General features: G+C 59.3%; 20 protein-coding genes. 14 read left to right on the forward strand and 6 right to left on the reverse strand.

Annotated elements, in window-relative coordinates; translation table 11 throughout:
• Nucleotides 1-19: 19 nt before the first annotated feature.
• Both ACYVIT_RS06365 and ACYVIT_RS06370 read right to left on the reverse strand, forming a co-directional pair.
• Nucleotides 20-448, reverse strand: a complete 429-nt coding sequence (locus ACYVIT_RS06365) for a CopD family protein (RefSeq protein WP_415808596.1) — start codon at nt 446-448, stop codon at nt 20-22.
• Between the two features lie 699 nt (nt 449-1147).
• Nucleotides 1148-2599, reverse strand: a complete 1452-nt coding sequence (locus ACYVIT_RS06370) for a bifunctional 2-methylcitrate dehydratase/aconitate hydratase (RefSeq protein ID WP_415806271.1) — start codon at nt 2597-2599, stop codon at nt 1148-1150.
• A 285-nt stretch (nt 2600-2884) separates the two neighbouring features.
• On the opposite strand from ACYVIT_RS06370, the gene ACYVIT_RS06375 reads away from it, so the two are divergent.
• The 6 genes from ACYVIT_RS06375 (at nt 2885) to ACYVIT_RS06400 (ending at nt 10999) form a co-directional block, all read left to right on the forward strand.
• Nucleotides 2885-3601, forward strand: a complete 717-nt coding sequence (locus ACYVIT_RS06375; RefSeq protein WP_460478169.1) for a GntR family transcriptional regulator — start codon at nt 2885-2887, stop codon at nt 3599-3601.
• Nucleotides 3598-6213 carry a Fe/S-dependent 2-methylisocitrate dehydratase AcnD gene (gene acnD / locus ACYVIT_RS06380; protein WP_415806272.1) on the forward strand — a complete coding sequence of 872 codons (2616 nt, stop codon included), beginning with the start codon at nt 3598-3600 and terminating at the stop codon, nt 6211-6213. Before ACYVIT_RS06375 ends, acnD begins: the two co-directional genes overlap by 4 nt.
• Before the next feature lie 126 nt (nt 6214-6339).
• Nucleotides 6340-7530, forward strand: coding sequence for a 2-methylaconitate cis-trans isomerase PrpF (prpF, locus tag ACYVIT_RS06385; protein WP_415806273.1), 1191 nt, complete (start codon nt 6340-6342; stop codon nt 7528-7530).
• Between the two features lie 167 nt (nt 7531-7697).
• Entirely contained in the window at nt 7698-8651 is a 954-nt protein-coding gene (locus tag ACYVIT_RS06390; RefSeq protein ID WP_415806274.1) for a LysR family transcriptional regulator, read from the forward strand.
• Nucleotides 8652-8749: 98 nt separating this feature from the next.
• Nucleotides 8750-10021 carry a carboxylesterase family protein gene (locus ACYVIT_RS06395; RefSeq protein WP_415806275.1) on the forward strand — a complete coding sequence of 424 codons (1272 nt, stop codon included), beginning with the start codon at nt 8750-8752 and terminating at the stop codon, nt 10019-10021.
• 30 nt (nt 10022-10051) lie between these two features.
• On the forward strand, nt 10052-10999 hold the full coding sequence (locus ACYVIT_RS06400; protein ID WP_415806276.1) for a Bug family tripartite tricarboxylate transporter substrate binding protein: 948 nt from the start codon (nt 10052-10054) through the stop codon (nt 10997-10999).
• Between the two features lie 12 nt (nt 11000-11011).
• On the opposite strand, the gene ACYVIT_RS06405 is transcribed toward ACYVIT_RS06400, so the two are convergent.
• Complete coding sequence (locus ACYVIT_RS06405) at nt 11012-11869, reverse strand: LysR family transcriptional regulator (RefSeq protein ID WP_415806277.1); 858 nt, start codon at nt 11867-11869, stop codon at nt 11012-11014.
• 82 nt (nt 11870-11951) lie between these two features.
• Between ACYVIT_RS06405 and ACYVIT_RS06410 the strand changes: the two genes are divergently transcribed.
• On the forward strand, nt 11952-12332 hold the full coding sequence (locus ACYVIT_RS06410; RefSeq protein ID WP_415806278.1) for a tautomerase family protein: 381 nt from the start codon (nt 11952-11954) through the stop codon (nt 12330-12332).
• A 256-nt stretch (nt 12333-12588) separates the two neighbouring features.
• Here the strand turns inward: ACYVIT_RS06410 and prpC are convergent, their stop codons facing one another.
• The 3 genes from prpC to ACYVIT_RS06425 form a co-directional block, all read right to left on the reverse strand.
• Nucleotides 12589-13794 (reverse strand): bifunctional 2-methylcitrate synthase/citrate synthase, encoded by a 1206-nt coding sequence (prpC, locus tag ACYVIT_RS06415; protein ID WP_415806279.1) that lies wholly within the window; start codon nt 13792-13794, stop codon nt 12589-12591.
• 93 nt (nt 13795-13887) lie between these two features.
• Nucleotides 13888-14781, reverse strand: coding sequence for a methylisocitrate lyase (gene prpB, locus ACYVIT_RS06420; RefSeq protein ID WP_415806280.1), 894 nt, complete (start codon nt 14779-14781; stop codon nt 13888-13890).
• Nucleotides 14782-15134: 353 nt separating this feature from the next.
• The gene (locus ACYVIT_RS06425) at nt 15135-16124 is read right to left on the reverse strand and encodes a malate dehydrogenase (protein WP_415806281.1); all 990 of its coding nucleotides are present in this window, start codon (nt 16122-16124) and stop codon (nt 15135-15137) included.
• Nucleotides 16125-16392: 268 nt separating this feature from the next.
• Here ACYVIT_RS06425 and ACYVIT_RS06430 point away from each other — a divergent pair, with 268 nt between their 5' ends.
• From ACYVIT_RS06430 to ACYVIT_RS06460, 7 genes are all read left to right on the forward strand, one after another.
• Nucleotides 16393-17172 carry a GntR family transcriptional regulator gene (locus ACYVIT_RS06430; protein ID WP_415806282.1) on the forward strand — a complete coding sequence of 260 codons (780 nt, stop codon included), beginning with the start codon at nt 16393-16395 and terminating at the stop codon, nt 17170-17172.
• A gap of 121 nt (nt 17173-17293) precedes the next feature.
• Nucleotides 17294-17707, forward strand: coding sequence for a succinate dehydrogenase, cytochrome b556 subunit (gene sdhC, locus ACYVIT_RS06435; protein ID WP_415806283.1), 414 nt, complete (start codon nt 17294-17296; stop codon nt 17705-17707).
• The gene (gene sdhD / locus ACYVIT_RS06440; protein ID WP_094820306.1) at nt 17707-18090 is read left to right on the forward strand and encodes a succinate dehydrogenase, hydrophobic membrane anchor protein; all 384 of its coding nucleotides are present in this window, start codon (nt 17707-17709) and stop codon (nt 18088-18090) included. The genes sdhC and sdhD overlap by 1 nt, the downstream gene beginning before the upstream one ends.
• Nucleotides 18091-18093: 3 nt before the next feature.
• Nucleotides 18094-19872, forward strand: a complete 1779-nt coding sequence (gene sdhA, locus ACYVIT_RS06445; protein WP_415806284.1) for a succinate dehydrogenase flavoprotein subunit — start codon at nt 18094-18096, stop codon at nt 19870-19872.
• A 13-nt stretch (nt 19873-19885) separates the two neighbouring features.
• Nucleotides 19886-20602, forward strand: a complete 717-nt coding sequence (locus tag ACYVIT_RS06450) for a succinate dehydrogenase iron-sulfur subunit (protein ID WP_415806285.1) — start codon at nt 19886-19888, stop codon at nt 20600-20602.
• A 22-nt stretch (nt 20603-20624) separates the two neighbouring features.
• Nucleotides 20625-20885 carry a succinate dehydrogenase assembly factor 2 gene (locus tag ACYVIT_RS06455; RefSeq protein ID WP_415806286.1) on the forward strand — a complete coding sequence of 87 codons (261 nt, stop codon included), beginning with the start codon at nt 20625-20627 and terminating at the stop codon, nt 20883-20885.
• Between the two features lie 21 nt (nt 20886-20906).
• Complete coding sequence (locus tag ACYVIT_RS06460; RefSeq protein ID WP_415806287.1) at nt 20907-22217, forward strand: citrate synthase; 1311 nt, start codon at nt 20907-20909, stop codon at nt 22215-22217.
• Nucleotides 22218-22249: the final 32 nt, after the last annotated feature.

A 22249-nucleotide genomic window follows, 5' to 3' on the forward strand; every position in this document is an offset into this window, starting at 1 on the left:
CTAAGGCCGGGCAGTGTGGTCAGAAGGGTTTGAGCACCACCAGCAGTACCACCGCCACGAGCAGTAAGACGGGAACTTCGTTGAACCAGCGGTAGAACTTGTGCGAGCGGGTGTTGCGGCCTTGTTCGAACTTGCGCAACATGACGCTACAGGCGTGATGGTAGCCGATGATGAGCAGGACAAAGAACAATTTGGCGTGCATCCAGCCGTTGCCGGGGCCCATGCCGATACCGAAGCCGATGTAGAGCCATAGGCCGAGTGCGATGGCGATGATGGCCAGGATGGTGGTGAATCTGAATAGCCGGCGCGCCATGCCGATCAGACAGGCTTGTACCGAGGGGTCGGAGGTCTGGGCCAGGTTCACGTAGATCCTGGGCAGGTAAAAGAGACCTGCGAACCAGGAGGCGATGAATACGATGTGGAAGGCTTTGACCCAGAGGTACAGCATGGCGGGGGCTTTGGGGAAATGTAGGGGGATGAGGGGATTGTAGTCGTCCTGCTGTTTGAACGGGGAGGGCGTTTATTGGCGGCTATCGTTTCGGTCGTCTCTGGTGAGGCGTCCCGGGCGGGCGCCGCGTAGTACCGCGCCGGCCCTATCGGTTGGTCTGGACGCGTGCGCGTCCAGACTGCCCTTCGCCTGTCTTGTCAGGCGGGGCGGCTGGGCAAACTCGCTCCGCTGCGCTCCACTCAGACATGCCCAGCCGACGTCCCCCCGCCTGACAAGACAGACTCGGCAACCTCAACGGGCCGGCGCGGTACTACGCGGCGCCCGCCCGGGACTCACAGTGATGGCATGCAGAGGATGCTGATTCATTGCGATTTCCATGCCTTAAGATCGATCATCATCAGCAATATTTCGTTCGTTCAGAGGTTGGTGACTCCAGAGTTCTTAAACAGCAGACATTGCGAGCCGGAGTCGGCCGTGTCACGGGGCCAGCCCGTTGAGACCGCCGAGCCTAGTGCATCAGGCGGGGGGTAGTCGGCTGGGCATGTCTGAGCGAAGCGAGTTTGCCCAGCCGCCCCGCCTGATGCACTAGGCGAAGGGCAGTCTGGACGCGAAGGCGGCCAGACCGGTCGATAGGGCTGGCCCCGTGACACGGCCGACTCCGGCGCCTAAAGAGCGCAGTTCGACGCTTATCGATCAAAACTAGATGACATACAAATCCACATACTCATGCACCGGCATATTCTCCAGCGCCTTTTGATCTAACGAGACCTCCAGAATCCGCGCCTGCTGTTTGGCAGGAAACACGCGCGCCAAGTTCGTCCTGAACTTCGCCTCAAGGAGCGGAATCCCATCACTGCGCCGCCGTTTGTGCCCGATCGGGTATTCGCAGACAACCTCATCCAATGTCGTTCCGTCGTTAAACATCACCGTCAGTGCATTGGCGATCGATCGCTTGTCGGGGTCGTGATAGTCGCGGGTATAGCCGGGATCCTCTACGCAGATGATCTTGTCGCGCAGGAGGTCAATACGCGGATCGTGCGCGATGTCATCCTCATAGTCCGCCGCGGTGAGGCGGCCGAACAGGATGGGGACTGCCACCATGTATTGGATGCAGTGATCGCGGTCGGCCGGGTTATTCAGCGGGCCTTTCTTGTCGATGATGCGGATGCACGCCTCGTGGGTACGGATGATGATCTGCTTGATGTCGCCCACTGATCTGCCAGCAGCGCCGAGCTGATCATGAATCGTCATGGCGCATTCCACGGCGGTTTGCGCGTGAAACTCGGCTGGAAAGGAAATTTTGAACAGCACGTTTTCCATGACGTAGCTGCCATACGGACGTTGAAACTTGAAGGGCTGTCCTTTGAAGAGGACGTCGTAGAACCCCCAAGTTTTCGCGCTGAGTACCGAGGGGTAGCCCATTTCGCCCGTTTTTGCGATCAGCGCCAGGCGCACTGCGCGGCTGGTGGCGTCGCCCGCTGCCCAGCTCTTGCGGCTGCCCGTATTCGGCGCATGACGATAGGTGCGCAGGCTCTGGCCGTCGACCCAGGCCAGCGAAACCGCGTTGACGGTTTCCTCGCGGCTCAGGCCCAGCATTTGCGCGACGACGGCCGTGGAGGCGACTTTGACGAGGACGACATGATCGAGGCCGACTTTGTTGAACGAGTTCTCCAGGGCGATGCACCCCTGGATTTCATGCGCCTTGATCATGGCTGTCAGCACATCGCGCATGGTGAGAGGGGCTTTGCCCACGGCGACGGCATTGCGCGACAGCCAGTCTGCGGTGGCCAGGATGCCGCCCAGATTGTCCGAAGGGTGTCCCCATTCGGCCGCGAGCCAGGTGTCGTTGAAGTCCAGCCAGCGGATCATGGCGCCGATGTTGAAGGCGGCCTGGACAGGGTCGAGCTGGAATTGGGTCCCTGGGACCTTGGCTCCGTGCGGGACGACCGTGCCCGGTACGATCGGGCCGAGCAGTTTGCGGCACGCCGGGTATTCCAGGGCCTCCAGGCCGCAGCCCAGTGTATCGATCAGGCAATTGCGGGCCGTTTCATAAGCCAGGCTGCTTTGGATTTGATAGTCGAGAACGTAGTCGACTATGTCGGTCAGCACCTGGTCTGGCTCGGGACGGACATTGGAGACATGAGCGGACATGCGGGGCTCCTTCTGTGCAATCCGCGCCTGGGGCGCGGGTGGGGCGAGGGCGCATGCCGAAGCCCCGTTATCGGGGACAGGAGACGATGCGGCGAATCAAGGGCATGGCAATCCACATGAAATCACGACGACAGGGCGGTGTGTCAACACGCCGGAGGCAATATGGGCGAGTCCGATATGGCGGATAGGAGATTCTTGCTCCGACTTTCAATGATTGTTGACAATCTAGCCAATAAATCCCCTCATGGCTATAATTTAATCCGAAATAATCTATAGATTGTCGACATGGTGGAAAAAGTCCTCACGCTGCCCATACCTGCCGCGAGCGAGTCGGAAACGCTCTCCGAGCATGTGTTCCGCAAGATTCAGTCCGCCATCGTCAAAGGCGACATCTCTCCCGGCAGCAAGATTTCCGAGCCGGAATTGGCGCGCACCTACGGTATCAGCCGCGGGCCGCTGCGCGAGGCCATACACCGTCTGGAGGGGCAGCGCCTGCTGGTGCGCGTGCCACACGTGGGAGCTCGCGTCGTGTCGCTGAGCCAACAAGAGCTCTGCGAGCTCTATCAGATCCGCGAGTCGCTCGAGGGCATGGCCTGTCGCCTGGCAGCCGAACGGATGACGCCGGCGGCCGCGGATGAACTGCGTCGTGTGCTCGAGGCACACGAGCGCGATGAGGCATTCCAGGCGGGGCGTGGTTACTATCAACAGGAGGGCGATTACGATTTTCACTACCGTATCGTCCAGGCCAGCGGCAACCAGATGCTGATTCGCATGTTGTGCGACGAACTCTATCAACTGGCCCGCATGTATCGCATCCAATATTCGACGACGCCCAATCGGCCTCGTCAGGCATTTACCGAGCATCATCGCATTCTCGACGCCATCGCCGACGGTGATGGCGAGTTGGCTGAATTGCTGATGCGCAGACACATACGCGCATCCCGTCTCAATATCGAACATCAGATCGCGCAGAGCAACCTGCCGCAAACGGAGGCATCTTGAACACTCAATTCCGCAAGCCCTTGCCGGGCACCAATCTCGACTATTTCGACGTGCGCGCTGCAGTCGAAGCGATCGCGCCGGGCGCCTATGATCAACTGCCGTACACCTCTCGTGTGCTGGGAGAGAATTTGGTGCGGCGTTGTGATCCTGCTTTGTTGAACGATGCGCTGCGTCAATTGATCGAGCGCCGCCGGGATCTGGATTTTCCGTGGTTTCCGGCTCGTGTGGTCTGCCATGACATTCTCGGGCAGACCGCACTGGTCGATCTGGCGGGGCTGCGTGATGCGATCGCCGATATGGGCGGCGACCCTGCCAAGGTCAATCCCGTGGTGCCGGTGCAGTTGATCGTGGATCACTCGTTGGCAGTCGAGCACGGTGGTTTCGAACCCGATGCGTTTGCAAAGAATCGCGCCGTCGAAGACCGCCGCAACGAAGACCGTTTCCATTTCATCGACTGGACGCGCGAGGCCTTTCACAACGTAGACGTGGTGCCGCCGGGCAATGGGATCATGCACCAGATCAACCTGGAGCGCATGTCGCCGGTGATCCATGCTCAGGATGGCGTTGCGTATCCGGATACCCTCGTTGGCACGGACAGCCACACGCCGCATGTGGATGCCTTGGGCGTGATCGCGGTCGGCGTCGGCGGCCTGGAGGCCGAGAACGTCATGTTGGGCCGCGCGTCCTGGATGCGTCTGCCCGACATCGTGGGGGTAGAGTTGACGGGACGCCGTCAGCCCGGCATTACGGCTACCGACATCGTGCTGACCTTGACCGAATTCCTGCGCAAGGAAAAAGTCGTAGGCGCGTATCTGGAGTTCTATGGCGAGGGCGCGGCGAGCCTGACCTTGGGCGATCGCGCGACGATTTCCAACATGGCGCCCGAATACGGCGCGACGGCGGCGATGTTCTCCATTGATCAGCAGACGATCGACTATCTGAAGCTCACGGGCCGAGAAGACGCGCAGGTGCGTTTGGTCGAAACGTACGCCAAGGTGGCAGGACTGTGGTCAGACAGCTTGAAACAGGTTCAATACGAGCGTGTGCTGAGCTTCGATCTGTCCAGCGTGGTGCGCACGCTGGCTGGGCCGTCGAATCCGCATCGCCGCCTGCCCGTATCCGATCTGGCCGAACGCGGTATTGCCGGTGTCGTGGAGAACGAACCCGGCCTGATGCCGGATGGTGCAGTCATCATTGCAGCGATCACCAGCTGTACCAATACCAGTAATCCGCGCAACGTCATTGCAGCGGGTTTGCTGGCGCGCAATGCCAACCGTGCCGGTCTGACGCGCAAGCCCTGGGTCAAAACCTCGCTTGCTCCTGGATCGAAGGCTGTCGAGTTGTATTTGGACGAAGCCGGTTTGACGTCTGAATTGGAAAAACTGGGTTTTGGCGTTGTCGCTTTTGCCTGTACGACGTGCAATGGCATGTCGGGTGCATTGGACCCCAAGATCCAGCAAGAGATCATCGACCGCGATCTCTATTCCACCGCCGTGTTGTCGGGCAATCGTAATTTCGACGGCCGCATCCATCCCTATGCCAAGCAGGCGTTTCTGGCCTCGCCACCGTTGGTCGTCGCGTATGCCATCGCGGGGACCATCCGTTTTGATATCGAACAAGACGTGTTGGGTCAGGATGCCAATGGAAAAGACATTCGCTTGAAGGACATCTGGCCTACCGACGAGGAAATCGACGCCGTGGTCCAGGTGGCAGTCAAACCCGAGCAGTTCCGCAAGGTCTATGCGCCGATGTTCGGCATTCGCGATCAGCGCCGGGAAGCCGTGAGCCCGCTGTACGCATGGCGTCCGCAGAGCACGTACATCCGCCGTCCGCCGTACTGGGAGGGAGCATTGGCGGGCGAGCGTACCTTGCGCGGGATGCGTCCGTTGGCCGTGCTGGGCGACAACATCACGACGGATCACCTGTCGCCTTCGAACGCGATTTTGCTCGATAGCGCGGCGGGCGAATACCTGGAAAAAATGGGATTGCCCGAGGAGGATTTCAATTCCTATGCGACTCACCGCGGCGACCACTTGACGGCACAACGCGCGACGTTTGCCAATCCCAAGTTGTTCAACGAGATGGTGCGCAACGAGGATGGCAGCGTAAAGCAAGGCTCGCTGGCCCGTGTAGAGCCCGAAGGCCAGACGATGCGCATGTGGGAGGCCATCGAAACCTATATGCAGCGCAAGCAGCCGCTCATCATTGTTGCGGGTGCTGACTATGGCCAAGGCTCATCGCGCGATTGGGCCGCCAAAGGCGTGCGTCTGGCGGGCGTCGAGGCTATCGTGGCCGAGGGCTTCGAGCGTATCCACCGTACGAACTTGATCGGCATGGGCGTGCTGCCGCTGGAGTTCAAGCCGGGCACAGATCGCAAGACACTTGCCTTGGACGGCACTGAGACCTATGACGTCGTGGGCGAACGCAAGCCGCGCGCTGATTTGACCTTGGTCGTGCATCGTCGCGATGGCGAGACTATCGAGGTTCCTGTGACGTGCCGGCTCGATACGGCAGAGGAGGTCTCGATTTACGAGGCGGGGGGCGTGCTGCAACGCTTTGCACAAGATTTTCTTGAGGCATCGTCTGCGGACGCTGCCAGCAAGGCGGGTTGAAGCAGCCTGCTGCATGTATCGAGCAGAGCATTCGAGAAACAACACCGGCTTGGTCTGCCCATTGGCGTGGCGGCCGAGCCTGAATCCTATTGCGCAGATGGCGCTATCTATTTTCAGGACTGGTCGATGACTCACGCACCACAAATCAAGATACCCGCGACATACATGCGCGGCGGCACCAGCAAAGGCGTGTTTTTCAAACTGACGGATTTGCCCGAGGCGGCTCAGGTGCCGGGGCCTGATCGCGATGCACTGTTGCTGCGCGTGATAGGCAGTCCCGATCCGTATGGCAAGCAGATCGACGGCATGGGGGGCGCGACCTCCAGCACGAGCAAAGCCGTCATCTTGTCCAAGAGCAGCAGACCGGATCACGATGTGGATTACCTGTTCGGCCAGGTTTCCATTGACCAGCCTTTCGTGGATTGGAGCGGCAATTGCGGCAATCTTTCTGCCGCGGTCGGTCCCTTCGCCATTGCCAACGGTTTGGTGGACGCGCAGCGCGTGCCCGAGAACGGCGTGGTAGTGGTGCGGATCTGGCAAGCCAATATCGGAAAGACCATCGTCGCCCATGTGCCGATCGCAGACGGCCAGGTGCAGGAAGTTGGCGACTTTGAACTGGATGGAGTTACGTTCCCCGCAGCCGAAGTCCGGATCGAGTTCCTGGATCCTGCCGACGAAGGCGAGGGTGATGGCGGCTCGATGTTTCCGACGGGTAACGTGGTCGACGAGCTTGATGTGCCGGGCGTAGGAACGTTTCAGGCGACGTTCATAAATTCCGGTATTCCCACAATCTTTCTGAATGCGGATGCCTTGGGTTATACCGGTACCGAATTACAAGACGACATCAATAGCGACCCTGCGGCCTTGGCGCGTTTTGAAGCAATCCGCGCGCATGGCGCAGTACGCATGGGCTTGATCGATTCGCCAGATCAGGCAGCAGGCCGCCAGCACACGCCTAAAGTCGCATTCGTGGCACCGCCCCAGGCCTATACCGCATCGAGCGGTAAATCCATTGCCGCGGAGGATATCGATGTACTGGTGCGCGCTTTGTCGATGGGGAAATTGCACCATGCCATGATGGGAACGGCATCCGTAGCTATTGCAACGGCGGCAGCCGTGCCTGGCACGTTGGTCAACTTGGCGGCAGGAGGCGGCGAGCGCGATGGCGTGCGTTTTGGGCATCCTTCCGGCACGTTGCGCGTGGGGGCCGAGGCTCGCTTGGTCAATGGTGAATGGACGGTCACCAAAGCCATCATGTCGCGTAGCGCACGCGTGTTGATGGAAGGATGGGTGCGGGTGCCTTGGGCGGCTCGCTGATGATCCGTGATGTGATGTAGGGCCGTAGGGACGGCCGTTTGTCGCATGGCAACGGACATCTCCAGGGATGGATAACGACGAGGCTTCACCTCGGCATAGATATCAGTCCTCATTGTCAGCGCTTTAACCCAAGGGAATAATCAGGTCACTGTTTTCTAAGGCCTCGTATGATTCCCTTCAAAGGCAAGTTGCGGGTACGGCATCTGGAAATTGTGTTGATAGTCGCCGAGCTGGGCAATCTGTCCAAAGCGGCCGCGCAACTCAACACGACTCAATCGGGCCTGTCCCGGGCAATCGCCGAGATCGAAGAGCTCGTCGGCGCCAGGCTGTTTGAGCGGACCTCGAAAGGAACGACGTGTACGCCCTTGGGCATGGCGATGTGCCGTCATGCTCGGCAGCTACTCGTGGATTTTCGGCGCGCAGAGATCGAGTTGGCCGCGGTATCCCGGGGCGATGAGGGCAGCTTGACCGTGGGGTGTTTCTCGATGTTTGCTGGTTGGCCCATTGCGCCTGCAGCTCGCCGTTTTCAAGCAAAATATCCGCGTGTCATGCTGACGATTGAAGTCGGCTCGCATGAGCAGCTCATAGAACAGTTGGATGCCGGTGCCATTGATGTACTGATCAGCCGATATAGCGCCGCCGTGAATCCTCAAATCTACCGTTCGATAGCGCTCGTGCATGATGCCGTGATATTGGCTTGTTCGAATCGGCACCCTCTGGTCGATCAACCACAAAGTACGCTTGAGGACTATGTCCGCTATCCATGGATTACGGCACTGCCCGGCAGTCGCATTCGGGGCGAGCTTGAGCGCAGTTTGATCCATGACGGATTTTCGGTGCCGGACATGGTGGGCGCGCTGTCACCAGAGTTCAGTATGGAAATGCTGCAAGGTGGTCATTATTTGTGGCTCATGCCTGGCAGCGTGGCAGCGATCAGGCAGGCGCGGGGTGAGCTCACCATGTTGCCGGTGCTGCCTCCCGTGCAGCGTTCGCCGCTATCGGCCATCTGGCGGCGGGATCGCCCCAGCACCCGGCCTGTGCGCGCGTTTTCTTCTGTGCTGGCACAGGCCATCCGCGCAGACAGGGATATTCTGCAGCGTCAGCAATACGAGGTGTTCTAGGGCATGCGCAACGCGCATGACATTTGTCGAAAGTTGCATGCCTTAGTCAGATGAATCGCCCCTACCATAGTCATCATCACTGATGAAGAGAGCGGGCGATGAGTGAAACAGTCGAAGTTGGTTTACCTCAAGGCATGTTGCGCGGCTTGCGCGTAGCGGGTATCAGCCGCTTTGACGGAATCCCTTATGGCCAGGCGCCTGTTGGCCCATTGCGCTTTGCCGCGCCTGAGCCCGCGCGTTGGAGCGGAGCGCTGGATGTGACAGGCCCCGCGCCGATTGCCCCGCAGTTGCCATCTCGATTGCGCGATGCGATGGGCGACTTCATCGCCACGCAAGACGAAGACTGCCTGCGCTTGACGATATGGACGCCCGGTACTGATGCCGCGCGCCGTCCGGTCGTGATTTGGCTGCATGGCGGTGCATGGCAAAGCGGAGGCATCCTGCCTTGGTATGACGGAGCGCGATTGGCGGCGCAAGGGGGTGTGGTGGTAGTGGCTGTCAGCTATCGTCTCGCTGCGCTGGGATGGCTGACGTTGCCCGGAGGGATACCCAACGCGGGCTTGCTTGACCAAGAGTTGGCCGTGGATTGGGTCATTGAACACATCGAGGCATTTGGTGGAGATCCTGCGGCATTGACATTGATGGGGCAGTCGGCAGGGGCTTCGTCTATTTGTGCGATGCTTGCCCGGCAACCGCGGTTTTCCCGGGCAATACTGCAAAGCGCGGCATTGGGCCGCGGTTGGCGTAGTGCCGCTCAAGGCGAGAGACTGGCGCAAGCCTACATGAATGCTTGTGGCGTGCGTTCGCTGGACGAGGCCCGGGAATTACCGGTCAGCACATTGTTGGCGGCGCAGCAGCATCCTGTTGTGTTGCAGGCATTGCAAGACGAGGGCAGTGGCCGCTCTCTGTTTGCTCCGGTGCGCGACGGGGCCATTTTGCCCGAGGATATGGATGCCGCGTTGGCGCGTGCAGTCGCGCGCGCTGATGTGCTGGTCTCTTATACCCGGGACGAAATGGCGGCGTTTCCGGGGCAGGGTGTCAATGCAGCGAGTGCTGCGCTTGGTGACGAATTTTTTGATCAGCCCGCTCGAGTCTGGGCTGCCAATGCGGCCAGGCATGGCCGACAGTCCTGGTTGGCTCGCTTTGATGTCGCACCGACGGCCCGTTTCGGCGCGTGCCATTGTATCGAGTTGCCGTTCGTCTTCGGCAATCTGGATGCGTTCGCCCATGCACCTATGCTGCAGGGACTCAGTACCAGTGCAGCCGCATCACTCTCGCAACAAACGCAGCGCGCATGGATTGCTTTTATCCGAGGCCAGTCGCCCGGCTGGTCGCCAGCGCCGCACCAACACGTGTTGACGGCGCACTAAAACGATGACGAAAACTTCAAAGGGGAACTCATGTTGCGACGTATCTTAGTCATGTTGGCTGCCGTGCTGTTCGCGAACGCAGCCCATGCGGAATATCCTGATCGTCCTGTACGTATCATCGTGTCCAACCCGGCGGGCGGCCCAGTAGACGTCATGCTGCGGGTGTTGGCGACCAGGTTGTCTGAGACATGGAAGCAACCCGTCATTGTTGAAAATCGTCCGGGGGCATCGGGCATCATCAGCACAGGTGCGCTACTAAAGGCGCCGCCCGACGGTTATACCCTGGGCATGGTGGTGGCATCGGCCATCACTATCGTTCCCTTTGCGGTTGACGATTTCGATCCCATCAACGACCTGCAGCCTATCTCGTTGGTAGCGCGCACGCCTTTTCTTTTTGTCGTCGCTGCCGACAGTCCATTAAAAACGTGGGACGATTTCGTCCGTGAGAGCAAAAAACGCGAACTCAATGTGGGCTCGTTTTCTATCGGCACTGCCTTTCATTTGGTATGGGAGCAAACTGCGCGCAAAGCCGGTATCAAAGCACTTTATGCGCCATCCTCCTCATCCAGTACCACACTCAATGACTTGATCGGCGGGCAGCTGGATGTGGCGTTGGATGCCCCTTCGAGCGCCAAAGGTTTAGTGGACAGTGGGAGATTGCGTGGTTTGGCCATCACTAGTCCGCAGCGTTTTGCCGGTATGCCTGATACGCCGACGTTGCAAGAATCCGGCATGAGCGGCTATGCGCCGCAACCCTGGATCGGGCTGATGGCGCCAGCGGGTATTCCTGCTGAACGCGTTACCGTAATTCAACACGCGGTCGCGACAATCCTGCAAGAGCCCGCGATGAAAGCGCAAATGCAAACACTCGGCATGATCCCTATCGGCAGCACGCCAGAAGTACTCGCGTCAACGATCAAAACGGATCGTGCCGAGATGGCGCCTCTCATTAAAGAGTTGGGAATACGCTTGAAATAAGCTCGCGACCGCTTAGCCTCGCGCGGCGGCTCTGAATGCTGCGGATAGCGCAATCAGCGTATCGGTCGCGCGCTGCGATTTGACTCGGGTATGCAACAAGATCGGCAGGCGGGGCAGTGCGGGCAGGCCCAGCTTGGCGCCTATATCGACGGCGCCGAAAGGCAACATCCGGGGGGCCAATGCCGCGATGCCCAATCCCGCCATGACCGCGGCGGCGACGGCTGCTACGCCACCGCCAACAAACACTTCGGTCCAGGGCACAGCGGCTTCATCCAGCAGCTTGCCGGCTAGCGCTCTTACGCCGCACGGCTCGGCCAGGGTGGCCAGCGGCAACGGCTCATTTGCTCGCGGCTGCCAGCCCGGCGCTGCAAACCAACCTAGTGTTTCTTCTGCGAGCATCTGCCCGTCGGCGCGTCCCAGATGCTGCCGGACGATCACGGTATCGAACTCTCGCCGTTCGTACCGCTGAATCAAATCACCGGATGAGCCGATGCGAATTTCGATCACCAGGTCGGGGTCTTGCGCGTTCATGCGCGAGATCAAGGTAGGCAGCTCCGGCCCGGCAACATGGTCGCTGATTCCGATAGTCAGACGTTGCCGGGTTCCGGAAAAAACCGATAGCGCGCGATCGTGCGTGTCCAGCAATGCGCGTGCATGCTCCAAGAACGCATTGCCTTGTGCAGACAGCTCTACATACCGGGGCGTGCGCTCCACCAGCCGGAATCCCACTCTGTCCTCCAGCCGCTTGAGTTTCAGGCTGACTGCGGCCTGCGTTATCTGCAGTGCTTCAGCGGCACGCGTGAAGCTGCCCAGCTCGACGATTTGCACGAATGCTCGTACGGCATCCAGGTCCAAGGAGGTAGCTATCATTTCAAATATTTATTAATGAAATAAGTATAAATAGCTTATCAGAATAGATAAGATGAGTGCGTCCATTACCAGGAGCACTGCTATGCCATTCGTTCATGTTTCATTGCGCGCGGGAAAGCCAGAAGCTTATCGGCAGGCGATTTTCGACAATGTGTATCGCGCATTGCGAGAGACGTTCAACGTCCCTGAAGACGATCAGTTCATGATCCTGACCGAGCACGAGGCGGCGAATTTTCGCTACAGCCCCTCGTACATGAATATCGCCCGTAGCGACGACCTGGTCTACATCCAGATGACGGCCAACAATACGCGAGACCTGGACCAGAAAAAAGCGTTATTCCAACGGCTCGTGCAATTACTCGGCGAGGATCCAGGCATCCGTCCCGAGGACGTATTCATCAACCTGGTCGAAGTCGTCAAAGAAAACTGGTCCTTCGGCCACGGCCAAGCCCAGTACGCCTGAGCTCATTCAAACCCAAATTAAGGCACATCGCCCTCGTCAATAAGAGACACTGCAAGCCGGAGGGCGTCGCGCAATAGCCCCACCGGGCCGTAGAGCACGGGGCAGTCCCCGTAGGGGACTTCGGCCCCTGCTAATGGGCCGAACCCGTGCGATAGGCCCGGTGGGGCTATTGCGCGACGCCCTCCGGCGTCTAAAGAACTCATTGATCCGCGAGCAATACCTCGTCTAAAAAACTCGCGGTATCAAACTAAAAGGCTTACTTCCGCTTTTCCAACGGCACATACTTCAGATCATCCGGCCCGACATAGTTAGCCGTAGGACGAATGATCTTGTTATCGACCCGCTGTTCAATGATGTGAGCCGACCATCCCGCCGTACGCGCAATCACGAACAGCGGCGTAAACATCGCCGTAGGCACGCCCATCATGTGATAGCTGACGGCCGAGAACCAGTCCAGGTTCGGGAACATCTTTTTGACTTCCCACATCACCGTTTCCAGACGCTCGGCGATGTCGAACATCTTGGTGCTGCCGGCTTTCTTGGAAAGCTTGTGCGCGACTTCTTTGATGACCTTGTTGCGTGGATCCGAAACCGTATAGACAGGGTGGCCAAAACCGATGACGACTTCCTTGGCTTCGACGCGGCGGCGGATGTCGGCCTCTGCTTCGTCCGGGGTGTCATAGCGTTTCTGGATTTCGAAAGCCACCTCATTGGCGCCGCCGTGTTTCGGGCCACGCAGCGCGCCGATCCCGCCGGTGATCGCCGAATAGATGTCCGATCCGGTGCCCGCAATGACGCGGCTGGTGAACGTCGAGGCATTGAACTCATGCTCGGCGTACAGGATCAGCGACGTATGCATGGCACGGACCCATTCGTCGGACGGCTTCTTGCCATGCAGCAGATGCAGGAAATGACCGCCGATGCTGTCATCATCCGTTTGCACATCGATGACGCGGCCGTTGTGGCTGTAGTGATACCAGTACAGCAACGAGGACCCCAGGTTAGCCATCAAGCGATCGGCAATATCGCGTGCATCGGGGATATTGTGATCGTCCTTTTCAGGCAATACGCAGCCCAGCACCGATACGGCGGTACGCATCACATCCATCGGATGGCTGGCGGCGGGCAGGCTTTCCAGCACGTTTTGCAGTTGCACTGGCAGGCCACGCAGCGCACGCAGTTTTTCCTTATAGGCTTTCAGCTCAGCCTTGTTCGGCAGCTTGCCATGCACCAGCAAATGCGCGATTTCTTCGAACTCGGCCTCGCCGGCAAAATCCAGGATGTCGTAGCCGCGATAGTGCAAATCGTTGCCCGTGCGGCCGACGGTACACAGCGCCGTGTTACCGGCCACGACTCCCGACAGCGCCACGGATTTTTTAGGCTTGAAGCCCGCTTTTTCTTCTGTCGGGGCCCCCGTTTTGGTGGCCTCGGCCGCAGCGGCTTGTTTCTTCGATGTGCTCATGTCTCTGACTCCTTCCTTTGTTGGCGTCAAATGGGGCGAAAGTAGAACTTGCAGTACTGGCCGGTGGGAAATCCGGGCCGGCCAGCACGGGAATTACTTGTTCTTGCCTTGCTGGAACAATGCGTCCAATTGCGATTCGAATGCGTGGTAACCGATGCGATCGTACAGCTCGTCGCGCGTCTGCATCGTATCCAGCACGTTCTTTTGGTGGCCGTCACGGCGGATCGCCTGGTACACGTTTTCAGCAGCCTTGTTCATGGCGCGGAAGGCGGACAAGGGATACAGCACCATGGCCACATTGACACTGGCGAGTTCTTCGACAGTGAACAACGGCGTCTTGCCGAACTCGGTGATGTTGGCCAACACCGGTACGTTGACGGCTTTGACGAATCGGTCATAGGTCGGCAGATCGTAGGCGGCTTCGGCAAAGATGGCGTCAGCGCCTGCTTCGACACATGCCAATGCGCGTTCGATCGCTGCGTCTACGCCGTGCGAGGCGATCGCATCGGTGCGGGCGATCAGATAAAAATCCGAATCCGTGCGAGCGTCGGCAGCGGCCTTGACGCGATCAGCCATTTCTTCGGTACTGACGATTTCCTTGCCGGGACGATGGCCGCAGCGTTTGGCGCCGACCTGGTCTTCGATGTGGCAGGCCGCGGCGCCGAATTTGATCAGGCTCTTGACGGTGCGGGCAATGTTGAATGCGGACGGACCGAAGCCCGTGTCGATGTCGACCAGCAATGGCACGTCACACACATCGGTGATGCGTCGTACATCTGTCAGCACGTCGTCCAGCGTGTTGATGCCCAGATCGGGTAGGCCGAGCGACCCTGCAGCAACGCCGCCGCCGGACAGATAAATGGCGCGGTATCCGGCACGTTTGGCCAGTAATGCGTGATTGGCGTTGATGGCGCCGATGATTTGCAGCGGGCTTTCTTCTGCCAGCGCCTGGCGAAAGAGGGCGCCAGGAGAGGTGGGACGGGTCATGAGCGAGTCTCCGTGAATGGCTGGGCGCTCAGTCTGGCGCCAGGGCCTGATTGATGGTGCAGAAACGCCGTCCGTGGTCCGATGCCAATGAAAGGCCGGCGGCGCATACCGCATACGGATCAAATGAGCAGCAATGGGCTGCGCAATAAATCTGTTTCCTCGTGCCAGGCTGCATCGCGGCCTGAGCGGGCGTTTCGGCGGGTCTTTTTGTACGACCGTTGCAGATGGCTTCTGGTGAGAGAAGTCACTTTTCGGACGAATGACCACTGCGTGGACGGAGAAGCAACAGATTTATTGCGGCGCGGCAGTGTCGCCGCGCCGCCCGCCAGGCCTGCGGCCTGGCAGCTTGCGAATTACTTCAGCAAGTCTTTCACGCCGTCGCGCTCTTCGAGCAGCTCTTTCAGCGTGAAGTCCATACGTTCGCGCGAGAAGGCGTCGATTTCCAGGCCTTCGACACGCTTGTATTCGCCGTTTTCGGTCGTGACCGGCACACCGTAGATGATGCCTTCGGGGATGCCATAGGAACCGTCGGACGGAACGCCCATGGTGACCCATTTGCCGTTGCTGCCCAGCACCCAGTCACGCACGTGATCGATGGCGGCGTTGGCAGCCGATGCTGCCGACGACAGGCCGCGCGCATCGATGATGGCAGCGCCGCGCTTGCCCACGGTGGGGATGAAGGTGTCACGGTTCCAAGCGTCGTCATTGATCAGCTTGGCCAGGCTTTCGCCGCCAACGGTGGCAAAGCGGAAGTCCGGGTACATGGTGGGCGAATGGTTGCCCCACACGACCAGTTTTTCGATGTCGGCGACGGCCTTGCCCGACTTGGCGGCCAGTTGCGACAGGGCGCGATTGTGGTCCAGGCGCAGCATGGCGGTGAAGTTCTTTGCGGGCAGGTCCGGCGCGGACTTCATGGCGATGTAGGCGTTGGTGTTGGCCGGGTTGCCCACGACCAGGACCTTGACGTTGCGGCTGGCGACGTCGTTCAGGGCCTTGCCCTGTGCCGTGAAGATCTGCGCGTTGACGCTCAGCAGGTCTTTGCGCTCCATGCCGGGGCCGCGCGGGCGGGCGCCGACCAGCAGGGCCACATCAGCGTCTTTGAATGCGGTGCGGGGATCGCTGTGAGCGGTGATTTCCTGCAGCAACGGGAAGGCGCAGTCATCCAGTTCCATGATGACGCCCTTCAGGGCCTTTTGCGCTTTTTCGTCAGGGATTTCCAGCAGTTGCAGAATGACCGGTTGGTCTTTTCCCAGCATTTCGCCCGAGGCGATGCGAAATAGCAGGGCGTAGCCGATTTGGCCGGCGGCGCCGGTAACGGCGACACGCAAGGCGGGCTTGGACATGAACGTTCTCCGTGATGAGTTCGACGAGAAAAAATCTCGCAATCAGTGTAATCGCTGGGCGCCGCTGCGTGCGTCGCCATCTATGTCTCGGGTAACTGCAAATCCTAGATCGAATTTACGTTTGCGTCAATTGCTCTTATATCTTATATAAGACATAAGACGTTGGACAGTGCTGCGCCTGTTATGCCACAATACTGCGTTTGCCCGGCACGTTGATTCTGCCTTTACAGAGCTCAGCAGACCGCCAAACAAAGCTGATAACACCACTATGGCAGACCCTAGGCCCGAACCTCCGCTACGACATCGCACCGCTCGTCCGGCGAGTGAGGGGGCCGCTTTCAGTCCGCTATACCGTCAGATCAAAGAACTACTGGTTCAGAGCCTCGAGCGCGGCGAATGGAAGCCCGGCGAGTTGATCCCCAGTGAAATCGATCTGGCTTCGCGCTTTCAGGTCAGTCAGGGCACGGTACGCAAGGCCGTTGACGAACTGGCTGCCGAACATCTCCTATTACGTCGCCAAGGCAAAGGCACCTTTGTCGCGACCCATCACGAGGCGCGCGTGCGCTATCGCTTTTTGCGGCTCGCTGCCGACGAGGAAGGCGAGGGCGGCCGGGCCGAGAGCTCCATTCTCGAATGCCGCCGCCTGCGTGCGCCCGCCGAGGTTGCCCGCGCGCTCGAGTTACGCGCCGGCGAGACCGTCGTGATGATTCGCCGTCAATTGTCCATGAACCACCGTCCCACCGTCATCGACGACATCTGGTTGCCAGGCTCGGTATTCCGCGGCCTGACCCTGGAGCTGCTGACAGCAAACAAGGCCCCGCTCTACGGTCTGTTTGAAACCGAGTTCGGGGTCAGCATGGTGCGTGCCGATGAAAAATTACGCGCCGTCGCGGCGCCGGCTGAAATTGCGGGCTTGCTGGGCGTCGAGTCCGGCACGCCGTTGTTACAAGTCGACCGCCTGTCATATACCTACGGAGACCGGCCGGTGGAAATCCGCCGCGGTCTGTACCTGACTGATCACTACCATTACCGCAATAGTTTGAATTGATGAGCTTTTTTCCCACCATTTGATACCAACCGTTCTCTAGGCGAAAATAGCGTGTTTGCCCGCAAGGGCAACTCCAAATTTCGTTGTCACGAATCCCTAGCACCGTAACACCGAGGCCGTCATGTCCGACACCGCTGCCAAGCCACGTCCGCAGTTTCGCAATATTGGCATTGCACAAATCGCCAAATACCGCCTGCCCCTGGCAGGAAAACTGTCCATCTTGCACCGCGTCAGCGGCGCGCTGCTGTTTGTCTGTCTTCCCTTGGTCATTCTGCCGCTCTTCGCGGCCAGCGTGGCCTCGCCTGAAAGCTACGCCCAGATCGCAGAATACGCCGGCAAACCTTTGGTGAAGCTGGTGTTCCTGGTGCTGGTGTGGGGCTATCTGCACCATTTCTGTGCCGGTATCCGCTACTTGGTCCTGGACCTGCACATCGGTCTGGATAAAGTGTCGGCACAGAAAAGCGCTGGTGTGGCTTTCGGTGTCAGCCTGGCGCTGACGCTGGTCTTCGCTCTCAAATTGTTCGGAGTTCTGTAATGGCTGATACCAAAAACTACGGCCCCAAACGCCTGGTTGTGGGAGCCCACTACGGCGTCATCGATTTCATCGCACAACGCATCACGGCCGTCATCATGGCCGTGTACACCCTGGTATTGATCGTCGGTTTCCTGGTGATGCCGTCGTTCTCCTACGAAAACTGGAAGGCCCTGTTCACCTTTCACGCAGGCCCGATTCCGGCTGGTCAGATGCTGGCCAGCCTGTTCTTCTTTGCGTTGGCCTGGCACGCCTGGATCGGTGTGCGCGACATCTGGATGGACTACGTCAAGCCCACGGGCGTGCGCCTGCTGCTGCAAGTGCTGACGATCCTCTGGCTGGTTGCCTCGGTCGTCTATTTCGCGAAAATCCTCTGGAGTATCTAAGCCGTGGTCTCTGTCATGAATTCCCTGCCACGCCGCCAATTTGATGTGGTGGTCGTCGGCGCCGGCGGAGCCGGCATGCGTTGTTCGCTGCAACTGGCCCAGGCTGGTCTATCCGTAGCCGTTCTGTCCAAAGTATTCCCGACCCGTTCGCACACCGTGGCGGCCCAAGGCGGCGTGAGCGCCTCACTGGGCAACATGAGCGAAGACAACTGGTACTGGCACATGTACGACACCGTCAAGGGTTCGGACTGGCTGGGTGACCAGGATGCCATCGAATTCATGTGCCGCGAAGCCCCCAACGCGGTCTACGAACTCGAGCATTTCGGCATGCCGTTTGACCGTAATGCCGACGGTACGATCTACCAACGTCCATTCGGTGGACACACTGCGAATTTTGGTGAAAAACCTGTGCAGCGCGCCTGTGCTGCTGCCGACCGTACCGGCCATGCCCTGTTGCACACGCTGTATCAGCGCAACGTCGCGGCTCGTACGCAGTTCTTCGTCGAATGGATGGCGCTGGACCTGCTGCGTAACGAGGCTGGCGACGTGGTCGGCGTGACCGCGCTCGAGATGGAAACGGGCGAGGTCTACATTCTCGAAGCCAAGACCACGGTGTTGGCCACCGGCGGCGCCGGCCGTATCTGGGCGGCTTCCACCAATGCCTTCATCAACACCGGCGACGGCCTGGGCATGGCGGCTCGTGCCGGCATCCCGCTGCAAGACATGGAATTCTGGCAATTCCACCCGACCGGCGTGGCTGGCGCGGGCGTGCTGATTACCGAAGGTGTACGCGGCGAGGGCGGCATCCTCTTGAACAAGGATGGCGAGCGCTTCATGGAGCGCTACGCGCCCACGCTGAAAGACTTGGCCCCGCGTGACTTCGTGTCGCGTTCGATGGACCAGGAAATCAAAGAAGGCCGTGGTTGCGGTCCCGATGGCAGCTATGTGGTGCTCAAGCTCGATCACCTCGGCGCCGACGTCATCAACAAGCGTCTGCCCTCGATTCGCGAAATCGCGATCAAGTTCGGCAACGTCGATCCGATCAAAGAACCGATCCCCGTCGTGCCGACCATCCACTATCAGATGGGCGGTATTCCGGCCAACTACCATGGCCAGGTGCTGAGCCGCGTCAATGGCGAAAACAAGGTCATCAACGGCCTGTACGCCATCGGTGAATGCGCTGCCGTGTCGGTGCACGGCGCCAACCGCCTGGGTACGAACTCGCTGCTCGACCTGATCGTGTTCGGCCGCGCCACGGGCAATCACATTGTGAATTCGCACCCCGAGCGTCAGCATGCGCACCAGCCGGTGCCGAAAGAAGCCGTCGATTTCTCGATGGATCGCCTGGCCAAGCTCGAGTCGCGTACCTCCGGCGAAAAAACGCAAGACGTCGCCAACGCCATCCGCATGTCGATGCAGCGTCACTGCGGCGTGTTCCGCACGCTGGAATTGCTCAACGAAGGCGTGGGTCAAATCGAAGACCTGGCCAAGCAAGCCGAGCACATCTACTTCAAGGACAAGTCCAAGGTCTTCAACATGGCTCGCGTCGAGGCACTCGAGCTCGCCAACATGACCGAAGTAGCACGTGCGACCATCAAATCGGCTGCCAATCGCACCGAAAGCCGTGGCGCGCATGCGTTGGACGACCATCCCACTCGCGATGACGAAAACTGGCTCAAGCACACCCTCTGGTATTCCGAGGGTAGCCGTCTGGACTACAAACCGGTCCAGATGAAGCCCATGACCGTCGAGTCCTTCCCGCCCAAAGCGCGTACTTTCTAAGCAGGATGCTGTGATGAGCACCAAAAGAATCGTGAAATTCGAGATCTACCGCTACGATCCGGACAAGGACGAGCGCCCGTACATGCAAAAGCTGGACGTCGAACTCCAGCCCACTGACAAGATGCTGCTCGACGCGCTCGTGCGCATCAAGAACGACGTAGATGACAGCTTGTCGCTGCGCCGCTCGTGCCGCGAAGGCGTGTGCGGTTCCGACGCCATGAACATCAATGGCAAGAACGGCTTGGCTTGCACGACCAACCTGCGCGAGCTCAAAGAGCCCATCGTTCTGAAGCCGCTGCCAGGTCTGCCCGTGATCCGCGATCTGATTGTGGACATGACGCACTTTTTCAATCAGTACCACTCGGTGCGCCCGTATCTGATCAACGATACGCCGCCGCCCGAGCGCGAGCGCCTGCAGTCGCCCGAGGCGCGCGAAGAGCTCGACGGCCTGTACGAGTGCATTCTGTGTGCTTGCTGCTCGACGTCCTGCCCGTCGTTCTGGTGGAACCCCGACAAGTTCGTCGGCCCGGCCGGCCTGTTGCAAGCCTACCGCTTCATTGCGGACAGCCGCGACGAAGCCACGGGCGCTCGTCTGGACAACCTCGAGGATCCGTACCGCCTGTTCCGTTGCCACACCATCATGAACTGTGTCGATGTCTGTCCCAAGGGTCTGAACCCGACCAAGGCGATCGGCAAGATCAAGGAACTGATGGTTCGCCGCACGGTCTAGTTAACACGGTATAGAGATCGATATGAGCATCCTGACTGAACTTGAACGGGCACGCCTGCGGTGGCGGGCACGCCGTGGGCTGCTCGAAAATGACTTGATCATTACCCGTTATCTGGATGCGTACGAAACGCAGCTCACGGACGAGGATGTCGGTGCATTGACGCAGCTGTTCGAGATGGGAGACAACGACCTGCTCGATCTGCTGCTGGCGCGCAAAGAGCTCGAAGGAGCCCTGGACACACCGAGATTACGCACCATCGTCGCAAAGATGCGTGAGCTTTGATTAATTGTGAGGAAATTAGCGATGAATCTGTCTGACAAAAAAGCCACTCTATCGTTCTCGGACGGCGCCGCGCCGATCGAGTTCCCTGTCTACAAGGGCACGGTTGGCCCGGACGTCATCGACATCCGCAAGCTGTACGGCCAAACGGGCATGTTCACGTTCGACCCCGGCTTTATGTCGACGGCGGCGTGCGAGTCCGGTATCACCTATATCGACGGTGACAAGGGCGAATTGCTGTATCGCGGGTATCCCATCGAACAGTTGGCGGTGAATTGCGATTTCCTCGACATTTGCTATCTGATCCTGAACGGCGAGCTGCCCAACCAAGATCAAAAAACCGACTTTGATTCGCAGGTCACGAACCACACCCTGGTGAATGAACAGCTGCATTTCTTCCTGCGCGGCTTCCGTCGCGACGCTCACCCGATGGCTGTGTTGACCGGCCTGGTGGGCGCGCTGTCGGCGTTCTACCATGACTCGACCGACATCACGAATCCCCAGCACCGTCACATTTCGGCCATCCGTTTGATCGCCAAAATGCCGACGCTGGTCGCGATGGCGTACAAATACTCGGTCGGCCAACCGTTCATCTACCCGCAGAACGATCTGTCGTACACCGGCAATTTCCTGCGCATGATGTTCGCTACGCCGTGCGAAGAGTACAAGGTCAACGAAGTCGTCGAGCGCGCGCTGGATCGTATCTTCATCCTGCACGCTGACCACGAGCAAAACGCGTCGACCTCGACCGTGCGTCTGTGCGGCTCGTCGGGCACCAACCCGTTCGCTGCGATCTCCGCTGGCGTGGCTTGCTTGTGGGGCCCGGCTCACGGCGGCGCCAACGAAGCTTGCCTGCAAATGCTAGAGGAATTGCAAGCCAACGGCGGCGTGGCCAAGGTCGGCGAGTTCATGGAAAAGGTCAAGGACAAGAACTCGGGCGTGCGCCTGATGGGCTTTGGCCACCGCGTCTACAAGAACTACGATCCGCGCGCCAAGCTGATGCAAGAAACTTGCAAAGAGGTGCTGCAGTCGTTGGGTCTGGAAAACGATCCGCTGTTCAAGCTGGCCATGGAACTCGAGCGTATCGCTCTGGAAGACGACTACTTCGTGCAGCGCAAACTCTACCCGAACGTGGACTTCTACTCGGGTATCGTGCAACGCGCCATCGGCATTCCGACCTCGCTGTTCACGGCCATCTTTGCGTTGGCTCGTACGGTGGGCTGGATCGCTCAGTGGAACGAAATGTTGTCGGATCCCGATTACAAGATCGGCCGTCCGCGTCAGCTGTTCACCGGTTCGGTCACGCGCGACGTGCCGTCGATGGACAAGCGTTAATTCGTCATGCGGCGCCGCCTCTTTGCGGGGCG

The organism is Bordetella muralis (assembly GCF_054781015.1).

Excerpts from the sequence above, each read along its gene's own strand:
- ACYVIT_RS06450 (WP_415806285.1), top strand. The coding sequence starts at position 19,886 with ATGAGCACCAAAAGAATCGTGAAATTCGAGATCTACCGCTACGATCCG.
- prpB (WP_415806280.1), bottom strand. The coding sequence starts at position 14,781 with ATGACCCGTCCCACCTCTCCTGGCGCCCTCTTTCGCCAGGCGCTGGCA.
- prpF (WP_415806273.1), top strand. The coding sequence starts at position 6,340 with ATGACTCACGCACCACAAATCAAGATACCCGCGACATACATGCGCGGC.
- ACYVIT_RS06365 (WP_415808596.1), bottom strand. The coding sequence starts at position 448 with ATGCTGTACCTCTGGGTCAAAGCCTTCCACATCGTATTCATCGCCTCC.
- sdhD (WP_094820306.1), top strand. The coding sequence starts at position 17,707 with ATGGCTGATACCAAAAACTACGGCCCCAAACGCCTGGTTGTGGGAGCC.
- ACYVIT_RS06400 (WP_415806276.1), top strand. The coding sequence starts at position 10,052 with ATGTTGCGACGTATCTTAGTCATGTTGGCTGCCGTGCTGTTCGCGAAC.
- ACYVIT_RS06410 (WP_415806278.1), top strand. The coding sequence starts at position 11,952 with ATGCCATTCGTTCATGTTTCATTGCGCGCGGGAAAGCCAGAAGCTTAT.
- prpC (WP_415806279.1), bottom strand. The coding sequence starts at position 13,794 with ATGAGCACATCGAAGAAACAAGCCGCTGCGGCCGAGGCCACCAAAACG.
- ACYVIT_RS06460 (WP_415806287.1), top strand. The coding sequence starts at position 20,907 with ATGAATCTGTCTGACAAAAAAGCCACTCTATCGTTCTCGGACGGCGCC.
- ACYVIT_RS06430 (WP_415806282.1), top strand. The coding sequence starts at position 16,393 with ATGGCAGACCCTAGGCCCGAACCTCCGCTACGACATCGCACCGCTCGT.
- ACYVIT_RS06375 (WP_460478169.1), top strand. The coding sequence starts at position 2,885 with ATGGTGGAAAAAGTCCTCACGCTGCCCATACCTGCCGCGAGCGAGTCG.
- sdhC (WP_415806283.1), top strand. The coding sequence starts at position 17,294 with ATGTCCGACACCGCTGCCAAGCCACGTCCGCAGTTTCGCAATATTGGC.
- ACYVIT_RS06405 (WP_415806277.1), bottom strand. The coding sequence starts at position 11,869 with ATGATAGCTACCTCCTTGGACCTGGATGCCGTACGAGCATTCGTGCAA.
- ACYVIT_RS06370 (WP_415806271.1), bottom strand. The coding sequence starts at position 2,599 with ATGTCCGCTCATGTCTCCAATGTCCGTCCCGAGCCAGACCAGGTGCTG.
- ACYVIT_RS06455 (WP_415806286.1), top strand. The coding sequence starts at position 20,625 with ATGAGCATCCTGACTGAACTTGAACGGGCACGCCTGCGGTGGCGGGCA.
- ACYVIT_RS06395 (WP_415806275.1), top strand. The coding sequence starts at position 8,750 with ATGAGTGAAACAGTCGAAGTTGGTTTACCTCAAGGCATGTTGCGCGGC.
- ACYVIT_RS06425 (WP_415806281.1), bottom strand. The coding sequence starts at position 16,124 with ATGTCCAAGCCCGCCTTGCGTGTCGCCGTTACCGGCGCCGCCGGCCAA.
- ACYVIT_RS06390 (WP_415806274.1), top strand. The coding sequence starts at position 7,698 with ATGATTCCCTTCAAAGGCAAGTTGCGGGTACGGCATCTGGAAATTGTG.